Source organism: Paraburkholderia sp. J8-2, assembly GCF_905220195.1.
In the GTDB taxonomy this organism is placed as follows: Bacteria; Pseudomonadota; Gammaproteobacteria; order Burkholderiales; family Burkholderiaceae; genus Paraburkholderia.
In genome coordinates, this window is record NZ_CAJMZA010000003.1 from 417,289 (window position 1) to 435,029 (window position 17,741).

At 62.8% G+C, this 17,741-nt stretch carries 11 protein-coding genes and 1 pseudogene; 4 read left to right on the forward strand and 8 right to left on the reverse strand.

Translation table 11 applies throughout. The features are described from left to right. Positions 1 to 7: 7 nt before the first annotated feature. From U5A52_RS10710 to U5A52_RS10720, 3 genes are all read right to left on the reverse strand, one after another. A complete protein-coding gene (locus U5A52_RS10710; RefSeq protein WP_321934731.1) occupies positions 8 to 2,758 on the reverse strand; it encodes an EAL domain-containing protein in 2,751 nt (916 codons plus the stop codon). Positions 2,759 to 2,766: 8 nt separating this feature from the next. Continuing rightward, complete coding sequence (locus tag U5A52_RS10715) at positions 2,767 to 3,549, reverse strand: substrate-binding periplasmic protein (protein WP_321912001.1); 783 nt, start codon at positions 3,547 to 3,549, stop codon at positions 2,767 to 2,769. A 296-nt stretch (positions 3,550 to 3,845) separates the two neighbouring features. Next, entirely contained in the window at positions 3,846 to 5,198 is a 1,353-nt protein-coding gene (locus U5A52_RS10720) for an MFS transporter (protein ID WP_321934732.1), read from the reverse strand. Between the two features lie 354 nt (positions 5,199 to 5,552). Between U5A52_RS10720 and U5A52_RS10725 the strand changes: the two genes are divergently transcribed. From U5A52_RS10725 to U5A52_RS10735, 3 genes are read left to right on the forward strand one after another with little or no spacing between them, the layout of a single operon-like run. After that, complete coding sequence (locus tag U5A52_RS10725) at positions 5,553 to 7,337, forward strand: IlvD/Edd family dehydratase (RefSeq protein WP_321934733.1); 1,785 nt, start codon at positions 5,553 to 5,555, stop codon at positions 7,335 to 7,337. A gap of 26 nt (positions 7,338 to 7,363) precedes the next feature. Further along, the gene (locus tag U5A52_RS10730) at positions 7,364 to 8,542 is read left to right on the forward strand and encodes a fumarylacetoacetate hydrolase family protein (RefSeq protein WP_321934734.1); all 1,179 of its coding nucleotides are present in this window, start codon (positions 7,364 to 7,366) and stop codon (positions 8,540 to 8,542) included. Positions 8,543 to 8,565: 23 nt separating this feature from the next. Continuing rightward, on the forward strand, positions 8,566 to 10,008 hold the full coding sequence (locus U5A52_RS10735; protein ID WP_321934735.1) for an aldehyde dehydrogenase family protein: 1,443 nt from the start codon (positions 8,566 to 8,568) through the stop codon (positions 10,006 to 10,008). A gap of 43 nt (positions 10,009 to 10,051) precedes the next feature. Here the strand turns inward: U5A52_RS10735 and U5A52_RS10740 are convergent, their stop codons facing one another. From U5A52_RS10740 to U5A52_RS10755, 4 genes and pseudogenes are all read right to left on the reverse strand, one after another. Further along, a complete protein-coding gene (locus U5A52_RS10740) occupies positions 10,052 to 10,747 on the reverse strand; it encodes a phosphatase PAP2 family protein (RefSeq protein ID WP_321911990.1) in 696 nt (231 codons plus the stop codon). Between the two features lie 286 nt (positions 10,748 to 11,033). After that, positions 11,034 to 12,149 carry a succinylglutamate desuccinylase/aspartoacylase family protein gene (locus U5A52_RS10745; RefSeq protein ID WP_321934736.1) on the reverse strand — a complete coding sequence of 372 codons (1,116 nt, stop codon included), beginning with the start codon at positions 12,147 to 12,149 and terminating at the stop codon, positions 11,034 to 11,036. Positions 12,150 to 12,243: 94 nt separating this feature from the next. Then, positions 12,244 to 13,020: pseudogene (locus U5A52_RS10750) on the reverse strand (ABC transporter substrate-binding protein). A gap of 339 nt (positions 13,021 to 13,359) precedes the next feature. After that, positions 13,360 to 13,659: a hypothetical protein gene (locus U5A52_RS10755; protein WP_321911983.1), complete on the reverse strand. Its 300-nt coding sequence runs from the start codon at positions 13,657 to 13,659 to the stop codon at positions 13,360 to 13,362. Positions 13,660 to 13,981: 322 nt separating this feature from the next. Here U5A52_RS10755 and U5A52_RS10760 point away from each other — a divergent pair, with 322 nt between their 5' ends. Then, on the forward strand, positions 13,982 to 15,904 hold the full coding sequence (locus tag U5A52_RS10760; RefSeq protein WP_321934737.1) for an enterotoxin: 1,923 nt from the start codon (positions 13,982 to 13,984) through the stop codon (positions 15,902 to 15,904). On the opposite strand, the gene U5A52_RS10765 is transcribed toward U5A52_RS10760, so the two are convergent. Further along, the gene (locus U5A52_RS10765) at positions 15,901 to 17,730 is read right to left on the reverse strand and encodes a beta-galactosidase (protein ID WP_321934738.1); all 1,830 of its coding nucleotides are present in this window, start codon (positions 17,728 to 17,730) and stop codon (positions 15,901 to 15,903) included. The two genes, U5A52_RS10760 and U5A52_RS10765, sit on opposite strands and share 4 nt — an antisense overlap. Positions 17,731 to 17,741: the final 11 nt, after the last annotated feature.

The following is a 17,741-nucleotide window of genomic DNA, read 5'->3' on the forward strand; positions in this document are numbered from 1 at the left end:
GGCGCGTCTACTCCGTGACGCACTGCGGCGCTTCGAGTCCGCGCAACGCCGTTTCGAACGCTTCGACAGGAACCGGGCGGCAGAAGAGATAGCCCTGATACGCGTAGCATCCCGCCGAGGCGAGGAAGGCGCGTTGCTCCTCGGTTTCCACGCCTTCGGCGATCACGCCGAGGCCCAGGCTGTGCGCGAGCGCTACGATGGTTCGCGCGATCACGGCGTCGTTCGGGTCGATGAGGACATCGCGCACGAATGAGCGGTCGATTTTCAGCTGGTCGAGCGGCAGGCGCTTCAAATACGCGAGCGACGAATAGCCGGTGCCGAAGTCGTCGAGCGCAAAGACGATGCCGTCCGCCTTCAGCGCTTCCATTTTCTCGATGATCTCCTGCACGTTGTCGACCAGCACGCTTTCCGTCAACTCGAGCTTCAGCCGGTCCGCTCGCGCGCCGGTTTGTTCGAGCGTGGCCCGCACGCTTTCCACGAAGTCGGGTTGGTGAAGCTGCTGCACGCTGACGTTGACCGCGATCGTGAGATGCTCGGTGTCGGGCTGCGCGGCCCAGCGCGCCAGTTGGGTGCAGGCTGCGCGCAGAACCCAACTGCCCAACTCGGCAATGAGCCCGGTTTCTTCGGCCACGGGAATGAAATCGGCCGGGTACACGAGCCCGCGTGCGGGATGACGCCAGCGCACCAGCGCCTCGACGCCGGTTACGCGGTCGCGGTCGATCTGCATCTGGTAGTGCAGCACGAACTGTTCGTTTTCGATCGCTTCGCGCAGCGCAGCCTCGAGCGCGGCACGCTCCACCACGACGGTTTGCATGTCGGGGTCGAAGAGGCGCACCGCGTTGCGTCCGCGTTCCTTGGACTTGTACATGGCGAGATCGGCCTGCTTCATGAGGTCGTCCGTCGATGCCTGGAAGCCCTTGAATACCGTCGCCCCAATACTGGCCGTGCTGCGGTAGTCGATATCGTCGAGTCGATAAGGATTGCCGAGCACTGAGAGAATTCGCGCCCCCAGGGCCTCGGTCTGGCGGGCCGCTTCACAGGGAACGGGATTCAGATTGCCCACCACGACGACGAACTCGTCGCCGCCCACGCGCGCCACGGTGTCGCCTGCCGGGATGCTCGCCGCGAGGCGTTTGGCCACCTCCTGCAGCAGCAGGTCGCCCTTGTCGTGGCCCAGCGTGTCGTTGAGCGTCTTGAAGTGGTCCAGATCGATGAACAGCAGGGCCCCGCTTGTGCCGTTCCTCGCGCTCTCGGTAATGGCGTCCTTCAGGTTGTCGAGCAGCAGCGTGCGATTGGGCAGGCCGGTAAGCGCATCGTAAAAGGCCAGTTCCTTGATGCGCTGGTCGGCGATCTTGCGCTCGGTGATGTCGCGCCCGCTCGTGCGGAAACCGATGAAATCGCCCTTGGAGTCGGTAATCGGCACCCACGAAGCGGATAGCCACATGAGCGAGCCATCCTTGCGCACGCAACGAAACTCCAGGTTGTCGCCGCGCGAGCCCAGCTGCGCGCCGCGAAACTCGGGGGCGACGTAGGAGGCGTCGTCCGGATAGATCACCGTGCAGGCAAAATCGCTCATGGCCATACATTCTTCGACGGTATAGCCGATGTACTGCTCCACCGCCGAGTTGATCCAGCGCGGCTTGCCTTCCGGCGACCACCAGATTTCCCAGTTGACGGTGCAGTCGGCAATGGCGCGGAATTTCTCCTCGCTTTCGCGCAGTTCCTTCGTCATCGACGAGGCCAGCCGCAGCGCGCGGCTGCGGCCCGTCATCATGAGGCGCGTGAGCAGCGCGAGCAGCAGGCTTAGGCCCGTGCCGGTGATGGCGATGAGCGTGGCCGCGTCGCGGCCGAAGCGCGCCTTGAAACCGTCGCGCGCCATCAGCTTGAGCATCCAGTCGTGTCCGCAAACGACGAGATATTCGGTCGCCGAGAGCTCGCCGGGCACGTGATGAGGGGTAGCGCCGGACGTTTTGTAGAGCAGCGCGTCCGGCGACGATTCCACGCCGTCGTAGATCGAAACCGAGAGACCGGGCGGCTCCTCGCCGTAAAGACTGGCAATGACGTCGTGCATGCGAAAGGACGCGTACACCCAGCCAACGAGCTGCGCCTGGCGGTCGGTGGCGTTTTCCGGCGCCTGCTGGCCGCGTGCATAGACCGGCATGTACATCACGAAGCCGGGGTCGGCGCCAGGATCGGTGTCCACCGAAAGGCGCACCTTGCCGGAAATGGTCGCCATGCCGGTGTCGCGCGCCTGCTCCATGGCGCGCCGGCGCACCGGGTCGGCCCATGCGTCGAAACCGGGCGCCGCGCGATTGGCGCCGATGTACGGCTCGCGCTGAATGATGGGGGCGTAGTTTTCGCGTGCGCCATCGGGCTCGATCGCGTAGCCGGGCAGGCCGCGCTGTTGCATGGCCGCGATATGCGCCGCCTTTTGCGTTTGCGGCACCCACGCGATGATGCCGATCGCCTGGATGCCGGAAAAGTTGGCGTCGAGATTCAGCGTGTTGACGTAAGCCCGGAATGCGTCGCGGTCGACTTCGCCGCTCGCGGCAAAGAGGCTCTGCACGCCGCGCAGCAAAAGCTCGTACGTGCCCATGCGCTGTTCGATGCGGCTCACGACGTCGCCGAGCGAAAAGTCGAACTGCGTAAGCAGTTCGTGGCGGGCCGCTTCACGCTCGTGGTTCCAGAGCGCCCATGTCACGCCGAGGGCGGCGCAGAGAACCAGTAGCGGGAGCAGAACGAGGCGCGTCCGGGTCATGGTGGCGTCTAGAAGGGGACCATCGAGTCGGCGAGGTCGGGCTTGAAGTACTTCGTGAAGATGCGTCGCACCGTGCCGTCGGCGATCATTTCGTTGACGAGGGCGCGCCACTTGTCCCGCTCTTCGGGCGAGAGTGCCTTCTTCGACATGATGAGTCCATGCGGAATGGGTGGATCGTCGAACTCCACGATATTGGTCACGCTCCGGATCTTCGCTTCATCGATAGCCGGATAATCGAACGGCTCGATGATCATTCCCTGAATGCGCCCGAGAATCAGCGCCTGGTAAAGCGGCTCGAGACCCCCGGCCTGACTCACGCGGTTTTCGGCGGAGAGCGAGTCGACGAGGCGATTGGCCGACGCGCTGTAACGGAAACTGCGAATCACACCGAGCTGGAACTTGTCGTTGTGCTCGAAATCGGCCAGTTGGTGGATGCCCGAATCCTTGCGAACCAGCAGATAGTACTTGTTGCTGAAGTACCAGGCAAAATCGGCGTATTGATTGCGCTCTTCGTTCGCAATACCCGAAAGACTGAAATCGAGCGCACCCGACTCGATGAGTTTCCAGATGCGCGCGCGCGACATCAGGCTCACGCGGATCTGGCAGCCGCTGCGCCGCGCCAATGCGTCGGCGAAGTCCTTGTCGATGCCCGTGTCCGTGTCGACCGAGTAGAGCAGCCCGTGATCGTGTAAGGCGAGCGTAAATGAGCGCGAGCAGTCGGGGCCCGCGGCAACCGCGGTGCCAAGACAACCGAGCGCCAGCAGCAGGCCCCCAAGGCAGTGTCGAATCACAGCGTCTCCATGGCTTGATGGTGGCCCGATCGTGGTGTATCGGGCGGAAAGCAGTCTTCACGGCTTAACGGCAGCGTGCTGAAATTCTTTAGGCACTTCGCATTGTTTATTTTTGACGTTTTTTGTGCAAGCGCTGGGATGGTCACGCGGGCAATCGCTCGTATTGGCCGGGCCGCGGAGGCGCAAAAAAAGCGCCGGCACAAGGCCGGCGCAATTTGCAAAAAAGGGATCGTGTAAGGAAGGCGCAGCCAGATGGTGGCCTTCGCAACGGACGATCTAGCTGAATTGCATAAGGCTCAGTTCTCCTCCGCCGGATCGCGGTTCAGCATGCTCTTCGGAATCGACAGAATGAGCACGCAGCTCACGAGCAAGCAGGCGCCCAGCGCATAGGTGCCGTTATTGATGTCGCCGGTCAGGTCCTTCGCCACACTGGTGATCATGGAGCCCGTGAAGCCCGACAGATTGCCGACCGAGTTGATGAGCGCAATACCGGCCGCCGCTGCGGTGCCCGAGAGAATCTGCCCCGGGAACGTCCAGTAGATCGGCATGAGCCCAAGGATCGCACAGGTGGCAATCGTCAGGAATACGATCGAAAGCGCCACGTTGTGCGCGAACAGTGCGCTCAGAATCAGGCCGACGCCGCCAATACAAGCCGGAATGGCCGCATGCAGCCGGCGCTCGCCCGTCTTGCGGGAGTGCGACGCATTCCAGATCATGGCGACCACTGCGCTGAGATAGGGAATGGCGGTCAGCAAGCCAATATTGAACGTGCTCTTCACGCCGGAAGCCTTGATGATCGAAGGCAGCCAGAATGCCAGGCCATAGAAGCCGGTATTGAAGGTGAGAAGAATGAACGTCAACAGCCAGACGCGCGGGCTTTTCAGTGCCGCCATGGCGCTATGCGTTTTCTTCCCGCTCTCCTGTTCGAGATTCTTTTGCAGCACCGCTTTTTCGGCGGCGCTCAGCCATTTCGCCGACTGAATGCCGTCGCCCATGCGCGCCAGCACCACGAAGGCGACGAGGATCGAAGGAATGCCTTCGAGCAACAGCATCCATTGCCAGCCGCCCAGGCCGAACAGGCCATGCGTGTTTTCCATGAGCCACCCCGAGACGATCCCGCCAAGCGTGAGGCTCACCGGAATGGCGATCAGGAACCCCGACATCGCGACGCTCTGGCGGCGCGCCGGGAACCAGTAGTTCAGGTAGAGAATGATGCCGGGGAAGAAGCCCGCTTCGCACACGCCGAGCAGAAACCGCAGGATGTAGAACATCGTCGAGGTTTGCACGTGAAAGACGCTCGCGAGCGGCGCGATAAAGGCGAGCGACGAAGAAACGATGCCCCACGTCACCATGATGCGCGCGATCCAGAAACGCGCGCCATAGCGGTGCAGCAGCAGGTTGCTCGGCATTTCGAAGAGGAAGTATCCCCAGAAGAAAATGCTCGCGCCCACGGCGTACACGCTGTCGCTCAGGCCCAGCGAATCCAGCATCTGCAGCTTGGCAAAGCCGACGTTCACGCGGTCCAGGTAGGCGACGACGTAGCACAGAAGCAAAAGCGGCAAGATGCGCTTCAATACCTTGCGGTACAAGAGGTCTTCGGCTTCATTGACGGCGGACGGCGAGTCCGCAATCTGGGTCAGGGTTGGCATGGGATGTGTCTCCTTTCACATATGCCTTTGAACGGTCCCGCAGCAGGGGAGGCTATTTCCACGTCGTTCGTGGTGTGTTTGCTGGATCTCTGTGCTGGCAGTGAACAGCACGCTATTTGTTATCGGTAACACTGCGGGCGCTAAATTAGCACGGCTGCGGGTGCCAGGGCAAGTCGGGCGAGTGCGCTGAGGGCCTCCGGCGCGTTGCCGCAACCGGGAAAACGCGTGGTCTGTCCTGGTGCACAGCGCGACCACAAAGTGCTAAGATCCAGAAATGTTACCGATAACAAATCGGCGCGAACGCATCTATGCGCCCGCGACATCGTCGAGACAAGGAATAACGGAGTGAGTGATATGACCCAGCCCAACGCACGGCGCCTGCGCAGCCAGGAATGGTTCGACGATCCGGCCCATGCGGACATGACCGCGCTTTATGTCGAGCGTTTCATGAACTACGGTCTGACCCGCGAAGAACTGCAATCGGGCCGCCCCATCATCGGCATCGCACAAACGGGGAGCGATCTCGCTCCCTGCAATCGCCACCATATCGAGCTTGCTGCCCGCACGAAGGCGGGCATTCGCGACGCGGGTGGCATCCCGATGGAATTTCCGGTGCATCCGCTCGCCGAGCAGAGCCGCCGGCCCACGGCGGCGCTCGACCGCAATCTGGCGTATCTCGGTCTCGTCGAGATTCTTCACGGTTTCCCGCTCGACGGCGTCGTGCTGACCACGGGCTGCGACAAGACCACGCCCGCGTGCCTCATGGCCGCGGCAACCGTCGATATGCCCGCCATCGTGCTGTCGGGCGGTCCGATGCTCGACGGCTGGCATAACGGCCAGCGCGTTGGCTCGGGCACCGTGATCTGGCATGCGCGCAACCTGCTGGCGGCCGGTGAAATCGACTATGAGGGCTTCATGGAACTGACGACGGCTTCGTCGCCCTCCATCGGCCATTGCAACACCATGGGCACGGCGTTGTCGATGAACAGCCTCGCCGAAGCGCTGGGCATGTCGCTGCCCGGTTGCGCCAGCATTCCGGCGGCCTACCGCGAGCGCGGCCAGATGGCGTACGCAACGGGCAAGCGCATTGTCGACCTCGTGCGCTACGACATGCGGCCTTCGCGCATCATGACGAAAGAGGCGTTCGAGAACGCCATCGTCGTGGCCTCCGCGCTGGGCGCCTCGACCAATTGTCCGCCGCACCTCATCGCCATCGCGCGGCACATGGGTATCGAGCTGAGCCTTGAAGACTGGCAGCGCGTGGGCGAGCAGGTGCCGCTCATCGTGAACTGCATGCCGGCGGGCGAATATCTCGGCGAAAGCTTTCACCGCGCGGGCGGCGTGCCCGGCGTGCTGCGCGAACTCGACCGCGCGGGCCTCGTGCACCGCGACTGCCTCACGGTGTCCGGCCGCACCATTGGCGCGATTGCCGACGGCACGCCCGAGCCCGATCGCGAAGTCATCAAGACAACTGAAGATCCGCTCAAGCATGGCGCCGGCTTCATGGTGCTCTCGGGCAACTTCTTCGACAGCGCGATCATGAAGATGTCCGTGGTTGGCGACGCCTTCCGTCAGACCTATTTGAGCGAGCCGGGCGCGGAGAATACGTTCGAGGCGCGCGCGATCGTGTTCGACGGTCCGGAGGACTACCACGCGCGCATCAACGACCCGTCGCTCGAAATCGACCAGCACTGCATTCTCGTGATTCGCGGCACGGGCACGGTGGGCTATCCGGGCAGCGCCGAAGTGGTGAACATGGCGCCGCCGGCGGAACTGGTGCGCCAGGGCATCACGTCGCTCCCAACGCTGGGCGACGGCCGCCAGAGCGGCACGTCGGCCAGCCCGTCCATCTTGAACATGTCGCCCGAGGCGGCGGTGGGCGGCGGCCTCGCGCTGCTGCAAACGGGCGACCGCATTCGCGTCGACCTGAACGCGCGCAGCGTGAACGTGCTGGTCGACGAGGCCGAGCTTGCGCGCCGCCGCGAAACCGCGCACTTCGAGGTTCCGCCTGCACAAACGCCCTGGCAAGAGCTGTATCGCAAGACGGTCGGGCAACTGTCCACGGGCGGTTGCCTCGAACCCGCCACGCTTTATCTGAAAGTCATTGCCGAGCGCGGCAACCCGCGCCATTCACACTAAATAACGGACATTAAACTGGAGGCAGCATGACCTCGAACACCTCATCAAACTGGCTTCCTCGCGACGTCGGGCAGGCATTGCTCGTTGGCCGCGTGTGGCGTCGTGCAGGCGAGCACGAAGGCCCCTGCGTCGTGCTCGTTCGCAACGGCGAAGTCATCGATATCACGGCGAGCGCGCCGACCACCGCGGACCTTTTCGACCGTGAAGACGTCGCGCAATTTGCACGCACGGTGAGCGGCGAATCGCTCGGCCCGGTGGAGAAGCTGATCGAAGCGAATCTGCCCGGCAGCGTGGCGCCGGCGCTGCGTCTGCTCGCGCCGAACGACGTTCAGGCCATCAAGGCATGCGGCGTGACGTTCGCTGTGAGCCTGATCGAGCGCGTGATCGAGGAGCAGGCCGGCGGCGACCCCGCGAAGGCGCAGGAAGTTCGCGAAACCATCGCGGCCACGATCGGCACCGATCTCTCGAAGATCAAGCCGGGTTCGGCAGAAGCGATGAAGCTCAAGGCGGAACTCGAGCGCCGTGGCGCGTGGTCCCAGTACATGGAAGTGGGCATCGGGCCCGACGCGGAAGTTTTTTCGAAGTCGCAGCCCATGTCGGCAGTGGGCTTTGGCGACGATGTCGGCTTGCTGGCGGCCTCGGTCTGGAACAACCCCGAGCCGGAAATCGTGCTGGCTGTGAACAGCCGCGGCGAGATCGTCGGCGCGACGCTCGGCAACGACGTGAATCTGCGCGATATCGAAGGACGCTCGGCGCTGTTGCTCGGCAAGTGCAAGGACAACAATGCCTCGTGCGCGATTGGCCCGTTCGTGCGCCTGTTCGACGCGTCGTTCACGCTCGACACCGTGCGCAAGACGAGCGTCGCATTGCGCGTCGAAGGCACGGACGATGACTTCGTTCTGGAGGGCATCAGCCACATGAGCGAAATCAGCCGCGACCCGGCCGACCTCGTGTCGCAAACGTGGGGCCCGCATCACCAGTATCCCGATGGCTTCATGCTCTTTCTCGGCACCATGTTCTCGCCGATCAAGGACCGCGATACGGCGGGCGGCGGCTTTACGCACCATCTCGGCGACAAGGTCACTATCTCCGCGCCCGAACTCGGCGCGCTGGTCAACACCGTGCAACTGAGCACGGCGCTCGCGCCGTGGACCTTCGGCGTGCGCGCGCTTTATCGCAATCTGGCTTCGCGCGGATTGCTGTGAGCCACTGAATCAGGAAACGCAACATGAACCAGTTCGACAATTACATTGGCGGCCAATGGGTGCGCGGCGCCACGGCCTCCACCAACGTCAATCCGTCCAATCTCGACGACGCGATCGGCGAATTCGCGCAGGCAGACGACGCGCAGACGCGCGACGCCATTGCCGCCGCGCGTAAAGCCTTCACGCAGTGGTCGCTTTCTACGCCGCAGCAACGCTTCGACCTGCTCGACCAGGTGGGCAGCGTCATTCTCGCGCGCAAGGCCGAGTTGGGCCGCCTGCTCGCGCGCGAAGAGGGCAAGACGCTGCCCGAGGCCATCGGCGAAGTGGGCCGCGCCGCGCAAATCTTCAAGTTCTTCGCCGGCGAAGCGCTGCGCCTTGGCGGCGAGATCGTGCCCTCGGTGCGGCCGGGCATGACCGTCGAGGTCACGCGCGAGCCGATCGGCGTGATCGGGCTCATTACGCCCTGGAACTTCCCGATCGCCATTCCCGCCTGGAAGATCGCGCCCGCGCTGGCATACGGCAACACGGTCGTCATCAAGCCTGCCGATCTCGTACCGGCGAGCACGTGGGAACTCGTGAAGATCATCGCGGAAGCGGGCGCGCCGGCCGGCGTCATCAACCTCGTGATGGGGCGCGGCTCGGTGGTGGGCGAGGCAATCGTCAGCTCTCCTGATGTCGACGCCGTGAGTTTCACCGGCTCGGTCGCGACGGGTCGCGCGATTGGTGCGAAGTGCTTTGCAACGGGCAAGAAGTTCCAGCTGGAGATGGGCGGCAAGAACCCGATGGTCGTGCTCGACGACGCCAATCTCGACGTGGCCGTCGAAGCCTGCATCAACGGCGCATTCTTCTCCACGGGGCAGCGTTGCACGGCGTCGAGCCGACTCATCGTGACCGAAGGCATTCACGACCGTTTCGTCGAAGCGATGAAGGCGCGCATGAAGACGCTGAAGACCGGCGACGCGCTCGCGGACGGCACGCATATCGGGCCGGTTGTCGACGACAAGCAGCTTCAGCAGGACGAGCGCTATATCGCGATTGCGCGCGAAGAGGGTGGCGAGGTGTACGGCGGCGAGCGTGTTGAAGGCGCCACGCGCGGCTATTTCCTTGCCCCCGCGCTCGTCACCGGCACGACTTCGGCAATGCGCATCAACCGCGAAGAGGTGTTTGGCCCGGTTGCCTCGGTCATCAAGGTCAAGGACTATCACGAGGCGCTGGCCGTGGCGAACGACACGGAGTTTGGTTTGTCGGCGGGTATCTGCACGACGTCGCTCAATCATGCCAACCATTTCCGCCGCCACGTGCAGGCCGGCATGGTCATGGTGAACACCGCGACGGCGGGCGTGGACTATCACGTTCCGTTTGGCGGCCGCAAGGGTTCGAGCTACGGCCCGCGCGAGCAAGGCAGCTACGCGCGCGAGTTCTACACCACCGTCAAGACGGCGTACGTCAATCCGGGCGCAGTGTGATGCCGCGCGGGCGGCGCGCCAAAAGCGTCGCCCGCGCCAGATTTCAGCTCATTGCGTGCAACACGGAGTGGGTGAGTCGCAGCAGATCGTCGAACTGCGTGACCAGTTCGAAACATACGAGAAATGCCATTGCGGCGGCCGGGCCGGGAAAGCGCGTCATCAAGCGCAGCGCGGGCCCGGCGGTTCGCTTCCGGATGGCGTCGCGCGTCATCAGCCAGGTGATCGCCACACCGATTACGCCGCCCGCGATCAGATCGGTGGGATAGTGATAGCCGAGATAGGCACGCGGCAAGCAGATAATCAGTAGCACATATAAAATCGCCAGCGCGCCGACGAACCGCCACACAAGAAAGATCCCCACCGCAATCGCCACCCACAGCATCGCGTGATCGCTTGGAAACGAGCTGAAGTCAGTCAGTCCAGCCGCCCGCAAGGACGACGAGGCGAAATGCAGATGCAGATCGGGATTGAAAATTGGCCGTTGCCGGAACGGTAGAAAGCGCGCGAGGAGGCGTCCCACGGCCAGCGCGATCAGGCCGCTGGCCACCGTGGCGAACATCATCTCGCGCCGCCACTCGCGACGCTCGTTCGGCTGGAACCAGATCCACGCGATGAGCGGGATGAGGACATAACCTTTGAACGTGTAGAGCCCCGCCATCACCCGGATCGCGTGATTGAGCAGGGGCGGCAGATCGATTCGGGTGAGCGCTCCCAGAATGACGGTATCGAAACTGTTCATTTATTGTGGGCCATTCTGCTGACTTTATTTACGAATGAGAAAGGCGGCCGGAAACGGAAGTCCCCGGCCGCCCTGGCGCCCAATGCGTTAGGCGTTGGCAATCGTAAGTTTCAACCCGGCGCGCATAGGTAAAGAATCGCAAGCAAGTGTAAATGGCGCTTGCGTGCGTGCTCACTGCGCCGCAAAGGCAGGCAATGTCCTTTGCGATATGCCTGCAGGCGTGTTGTTCCCGTGCTGTTACGCCTCGTCACAGATTCATTGCTGGCGAACTGTGACCCCACATAAGTTAATCGGGCAGCAGCGACCCGCTGCGCAGCGGCGTGGCGCCTGCTACCCACGCCACTTCCATCCCTGCCGTGGCGAAGCGTGTGCGTTGACGTGCGTACAGCATGCCGGTCACGGAACTCGCGATCGTGACGACGCGATCGGTCAGCGGATCCACCACATCGGCTATCGGCTGGCCAGGTTCGACCTTGACGCCAACCGGTGTGCGGAACACGAGCACGCCGGAGGCCGGCGCGATGAGCGATTCGGCGCCCGCCAGCGGCGTAGGCGCGTATTCGAGCCGGGGCAGTGGCGCAGGTGTGCCCTCGATCACGCCGCGATGCGTGAGGTAGTCGATGATGGCGTTCGCATCGCGCTCGGCGAAGTCGTAGCTCACATCCGCCTGGCCGCGCAGCTCGATCGTCACGGAAACCGCGCCGTTGGGAATGGGGTATCGCTCGCCATAGCGCTCGCGCAGCGCGGACCAGCAGAAGCTGTGAATCTCATCGAAGGGATTGCCGTTCGAATTGAGCGCGAAGAGCGATGCTTTCGCGTCGAGATAGCGAGCGAGCGGTTCCACATCGGCCCACAGGTCGGGGTTCGTATAGAGATGCATCGCGCCTTCGAAGTCGCAATGCAGGTCGAGCACGACATCGGCGTCGTATGAAAGGCGCTGGAGCGCGAGACGCTGCGAGCCGAGTTCGGTGGTCGGCGCCTGTTCGTCAAGCGCTTCTCGCATCGCCGCGCGCACGGTGAGCAGATTCCGCTGCGCGTCGCCGGTGAGTCGAGGGCCGACACGCGGAAGCACGAGTTCGGCGAGATCGTGGAAATGGCGGTTGAAATTGGCGGCGGTGCCGCTTTCGAAGCGGCCAAGCAGTTGGCCGAGCAGGCGCTGATTGAGGCCAATCGGATTCGGCACGGGCACCACGACGACCTCGCCGCGCAGCTTTCCCGCGGCTTCGAGCATGGCCAGGCGTTTGCGCAGCGCCCAGGCGACCAGCATGCCGGGCAGTTCGTCGGCATGCAGCGAAGACTGGATGTAGATCTTCTGTGCGCCGGTTGGACCGTAGTGGAAGCTCGTGAGGTGCCGCGCGGTGCCGAGCGCCGGCGAAATGAGCGGATGGGTTTGCGTTTGCATGATGGCGTGAGCGCGAGGTGAACGTCCAGCGGCTGAAACAGGGCAAAAGGCGCGGGAATGTCCCGCGCCTTCGTCGTGTGTAGCGTGCCTGGGCTTACGAACCGTATACGTCGAATGCGAAGTATCGCGATTCGATCTTCTTGTACGTGCCGTCCTGGATCATATCTGCCAGCGCTTTGTCGATCTTGGCCTTCAGGTCGGTGTCGTCCTTGCGCAGGCCGATAGCGGCGCCGTTGCCGAGGATGCCGCCAGGATCGCTCAGCTCGCCGCTCGTGAACGCCTAGCCTGCGCCGCGCGGGGTCTTCAGGAAGCTCAGGTCGGCCTGCACCGCGTCTTGCAGCGCAGCGTCGAGGCGGCCGGAGAGCAGGTCCGCGTAGACCTGGTCCTGATCCTGGTAAGGCACGATCTTCACGCCGTTGGGCGCCCAATTCGCTTTGGCATAGGTTTCCTGAGTCGTTCCCTGCTCGACGCCAACCGTCTTGCCCTTCAACGAATCGGCCGTGGGCTGCAGGGTCGAGCCTTTCTTCGCGACGAGACGGCTGGGCGTGTGGAAGACCTTCGACGAGAACGCGATTTGCGCTTCACGCTGCGGCGTCTTCGACATCGAAGAGAGCACGGCGTCGAACTTCTTCGCCTTGAGCGCCGGAATCATGCCGTCGAATTCGCTTTCCACCCAAACGCACTTCGCGTTGATGCGCTTGCAGATTTCATTGCCGACGTCGATGTCGAAGCCGACGAGCTTGCCGTCCGTGCTTTTCGATTCGAACGGGGGATAGCTTGCATCCACGCCGAAGCGGACGGTGGTCCAGTCCTTCGCACAGACGGAGGTTGCGACGGCGAGCATCGCCATGCACAGGGCAAACTTCTTCATTGACGTGGAGTCTCCAATATGTCTTTCAACGCCGCCTTGACGGATGGCGGCTTGGTCAACAGCGGGCCATCACGTCAGCCATGTTGTATAGACAAGATAAGGAATCTCACATATTGAGGCAAGTAGGGTTTTTGCTGGCGGGAGGTGTAAACGCTTTGACATATAAGCGTTACAAGTTGGAAGGGAGGCTTCGGGGGGCGGAGAGCGTTGTAAGCAGTTATTGGCTAGACAACTAGAAGCGGCTAGCCAGCGAGAACTGCTATCGCGCGAGTGGCGCGAGTACGGGGGCAGGCGCGCACATCAGGTTGCGCGCGCAACTATCTGGGAAGCGCGCGCCGGTCAATCGTCATCGTCGCCGTGATGATGTCCCCAGCCGCGATGGCGCCCATGGTCATGCCAGTGGCGCTCATCCTCGTCGTGATCGTAGCGGTAGTAGCCGTAAGCCGGGGCCGCTTCGTAGACCGTTGCGGGGGGCGCTGCATAAACGACGGGCGGCGGCGCCTCGTACACCGGCTCGGGCGCGGCATAAACCGGACCGGGAACGCCGAGATAGACACCGATATCGGCATGGGCGGATGCCGCGCTGCTGACACACGTCCCTGCGAGCCCTGCGAGTAGATAAAACGTCAGGCGATTCATGATGATCTCTATTCCATTGAACGGACGCGGTTGCAATGGAAGCGGATTCTAGTCGCTGAGCTTACGGAAGGAATGCGCGGAATTGTCAATCGTGTAACCGGTGGTAAAGCAACGGGAAAGCGCGCTCCCTTAAGGTTCTCATAAGAATATTTTGGGGCGCGGAGTCGGCATTCGTTTGGGTATGCCGCTTTAGGGTCATTACACGCATGTGCGCGGTGCGGGTTGAATGCGCGTGCCGGTTGCCATTACCCTATGAGAACTGTTTGCGCCCACGACAGGTTGCCCGATGCGTGCCGACGATCGACCCTCTACGCAAGCCTGCATGCCCGAATTCCGGAAGCAGGGCGACGCCTGTTCGTTCGGGAACGATGTCATCGCATTGCACTGGGCACTCGCGGATGAACACCTCACCCGCTTCTCACTCGTCGATTGCGCAGGGGAACGCGCGTTGCCGATCGTCGCGCCCTTCGCGTTGACCCTCGCGGACGGCGCCACTCTCGGCCCGAGCGACATGCGCGTCGTTGCGCCGGTACGGGAACAGGCGCTCGCCGCCAACCCTCGAGCCTCGCGATTGGCCGAGCGCCTGGCGGGCCGCCGCGTAAGTGTTGCGCTGGAAGACGCCCAAGGACGCGTGCGTGCGCAATGGAGCGTGGAGCAGCGTGACGGCGCGCGATATCTGCGTATGACGCTGGACCTGACCGCACGGCGCCTGGACGAAGCCATCGCCGTGGTTTCGCTGCTGCAGACTCGGGCCGTGGGCGCACAGGCTGGCAACGAACGTAAGGGCACGCCGGTCGTGGCGGGCAGCTTCTATCTGGGCTTCGAGCTGCCGCTTGCAACCAGCCACGTGGAAGGGGAAAGCGTGAGCTTTACGCTGCAACGCGCGCTGCCACTCGAAAGGAACCGGACGCTGACTTACTCCGCAGTGGCCGGCGTGGCTCGCGAAGGTCAATTACGTCGCGATTTCGCCGCATACCTCGAACAGGAGCGCGCCCGCCCCTATCGCCCGTTTCTGCACTACAACAGCTGGTGGGATATCGGGTACCTCACACCTTATACGCAGGAGCAGGCGCTGGAGCGTATCGAAACGATCGGCCGCGAATTGCATGGCGTGCGCGGCGTACAGATCGACTCGTTTCTTTTCGACGATGGCTGGGACGACCTTGGCGGCGGCTGGCATTTCAGCCGCGCATTTCCACAGGGCTTCGTGCCGCTGCGCGACGCCGCAGCACGATTTGGCGCCGCGCCGGGCGTATGGCTGTCTCCCTGGGGGGGATATTGCGCGCCAAAGGAGCAGCGGGTCATGCGGGGCCGTGCTGCCGGTTATGAAGTCATCGACAACGGCTTTGCGTTATCGGGGCCGCGGTACTACGCGCGTTTTCACGAAGTCGTGATGAACCTGCTCGCGAGAGACGGCGTGAACCAGTTCAAGTTCGACGGGACGGGCAACGCAGACAGTGTGTTTCCTGGCAGCCTTTTCGATAGCGACTGGGACGCGGCGATCCAGCTCATCGGCGACATTCGCGCGGCCAAACCCGAAACCTTTATCAATCTCTCGACCGGCACGCACGCATCGCCGTTCTGGCTGCGCCACGTCGATGCAATCTGGCGCGGTGGCAACGACGACGGTCAAGCGGGCAGCGGCACGAACCGCGAACGCTGGATTACCTACCGCGATGCGCAGACGTATCACAACGTCGTGCAGCGCAGCCCGTTCTTTCCACTCAATTCGCTCATGCTGCACGGTATCGTCCTTGCACAGTGCAATCCGCGTCTGAATACGCCGGAAGGGGGCGCATTCGCTCACGAAGTCTGGTCGTTCTTCGCAAGCGGAACACAATTGCAGGAGCTATACGTCACGCCTTCGCTGCTGGGCGAAGACGACTGGAACGCACTCGCGCAAGCTGCCCGATGGGCGCGAGCGAACGGCGACGTCTTGCGCGACAGTCATTGGATTGGCGGCGCGCCCGACGAAGCGGCCATCTACGGCTGGGCGGCGTGGGCGCCGCATAAGGCGATTGTGACGCTGCGCAATCCGCACGACGAGGCGCAGCGCTTTGTACTGACGCTGCGGCATCAACTGGAACTGCCGATAGCGGCAGCGGGGCGGTTTCACGCGCGCAGTGTCTGGCGTGCGAATGTGGCCAGCATTCCGGCGGTACTGGACGCGGACGCACCGCTTGAAATATCGCTCGCCCCATTCGAAGTGCTCACGCTGGAACTGCTGCCGGCATATGGTTGCTAGTACAACGAATTGACCAGGTGCACCGGCTTCGCCTCGGTCTGGTGCAGGTCGAAGATCAGCACGTCGTTCCCGCCCTGCGCGAGCCACGGAGCGGGGCAATACAAGCGCTGTTGCGGGCCGATACTCCAGTAGCGCCCGAGATTGTGCCCGTTGACCCACACCACGCCTTTGGTCCAATGGCTCATATCGAGCCATGTGTCGCCGACCTCATTCAAGTCCAGACGCGCCTTGAAAAAGAGTCCGGGTTTCAGCGGATTCGTGCAGCGCTCCTTCAACCCGGCGATGAACGCTTCATCCATCGGCAGCAAAAAGGCTTCCCAGTCCTTGAGCGACGAGATGGACCCGTTGGCGTATTGCAGCTTCACGGGCTCCAGCAGACCTTTGCGATCGACAATCGCAGGCCCGAAATTGACGCGCCCCATGCCTTCTACGAGGATTTCCAGCGCACTCGGCGCGGCAGTCGAGGTGGCGGGCAGCGCGAGCGGCGCGCGATGCGTCACGCGCAACGCTTGTGCATAGCCGTGCGGAATCTGTGCGCGCGAGACGCCACCCACGTAATGCTCGCCGACGAAAACCGCCGCATAGTCATGAACGCCGCTGATATCCAGCGCGCTGGCGGGTTGCGCCGGCAACGTTTTGCGATACAGCATGAAGCCCGATGTCAGGCCGTAGTGTTCGAAGGAATGCGGATCGGCGCTTGACTCGCGTGGCAGGGGCGCCGGCAGATTGTCCCAGACCGAAGCGTAGAGGGTTGGCGCGAGCGCGCGGTCCGATAGTATGGCGATGGCATCGGGAATGTCCGGCAAAGGCTCGCTCAGGTAGCTCGCAATGATGTCGCGGTACTTCACGTATTTCGCCGTGGCCGCTCCTTGTTCATTGATCGGCGCGCCATAGTCGTAGCTCGTGATGTCGGGTTGATAGTTGCCTGACTCGTCCACGTTCGCGCCGGCAGAAAAGGCAAAGCTCGTGCCGCCATGAATGACATAGAGGTTGAACGACAATTGCGAGTGCATGAATTCCGTCAAGACGGCGGAAAGGTCGTAATCGAGCCCAGCGAATACCGGCTCGCCCCAATGCGTGAGCCAGCCGGGGTAGACCTCGCCCGCCATCGCGGGCACCGCGGGAAAGGCGCGGCGCACCGTTGCGATTTGCTGCGCGTTGCCGTTGCTCAACGCAATCGCACCGCCTTTCACGGTGCTGCGATTGCGTTCGAGTTGCGCAAGGCCGTCTTCGGTATAGAACGGCCCTGTTATGCCGCCTCGTAGCCAAAGCTGCCTGAGTTCTTCCAGATAAGCGGGATTGCTGGCGTACGATCCGAACTCATTCTCGATCTGGATCATGAGGATCGGCCCGCCTGCTTCGAGCATCAACGGCTTGATACGCGGAACCAGCTCGCCAATGTAGCGCGCAACCGCCGCCATGTAACGCGCGTCGGTGGCCGAGTCGGTGCGCAGTTGAATGTCCGGGTCGCTCAGCAGATAAGAGGGCAGGCCTCCCAGGTCCCACTCGGCGCAAACATACGGCCCTGGCCGCAACAGCACCCAGAGCGCTTCTTCCTGACACAGACGGATGAACGCTTCGATATCGCGGTTGCCGCTCTCGAAGTCGAACACGCCTTTGCGCGGCTCGTGGTAATTCCACATGATGTACAACGCGATGCAGTTCATGCCCATCGCTTTGGCCATGCGGATACGATGCAGCCAGTACTCGCGTGGAATGCGCGCGGGATGCATCTCGCCGCTGCGAATCTGGAAGGGCTCGCCGTCGAGCAGGAACTGCTGGCCGTCGGGGCTGAACGAGAAGGTGTGGCTGCGTTCGAGGTTCACAGTGCAATCGC

Coding starts and splice junctions, on each gene's coding strand:
- U5A52_RS10710 (WP_321934731.1), bottom strand. CDS start 2,758: ATGACCCGGACGCGCCTCGTTCTGCTCCCGCTACTGGTTCTCTGCGCC.
- U5A52_RS10720 (WP_321934732.1), bottom strand. CDS start 5,198: ATGCCAACCCTGACCCAGATTGCGGACTCGCCGTCCGCCGTCAATGAA.
- U5A52_RS10725 (WP_321934733.1), top strand. CDS start 5,553: ATGACCCAGCCCAACGCACGGCGCCTGCGCAGCCAGGAATGGTTCGAC.
- U5A52_RS10730 (WP_321934734.1), top strand. CDS start 7,364: ATGACCTCGAACACCTCATCAAACTGGCTTCCTCGCGACGTCGGGCAG.
- U5A52_RS10735 (WP_321934735.1), top strand. CDS start 8,566: ATGAACCAGTTCGACAATTACATTGGCGGCCAATGGGTGCGCGGCGCC.
- U5A52_RS10740 (WP_321911990.1), bottom strand. CDS start 10,747: ATGAACAGTTTCGATACCGTCATTCTGGGAGCGCTCACCCGAATCGAT.
- U5A52_RS10745 (WP_321934736.1), bottom strand. CDS start 12,149: ATGCAAACGCAAACCCATCCGCTCATTTCGCCGGCGCTCGGCACCGCG.
- U5A52_RS10755 (WP_321911983.1), bottom strand. CDS start 13,659: ATGAATCGCCTGACGTTTTATCTACTCGCAGGGCTCGCAGGGACGTGT.
- U5A52_RS10760 (WP_321934737.1), top strand. CDS start 13,982: ATGCCCGAATTCCGGAAGCAGGGCGACGCCTGTTCGTTCGGGAACGAT.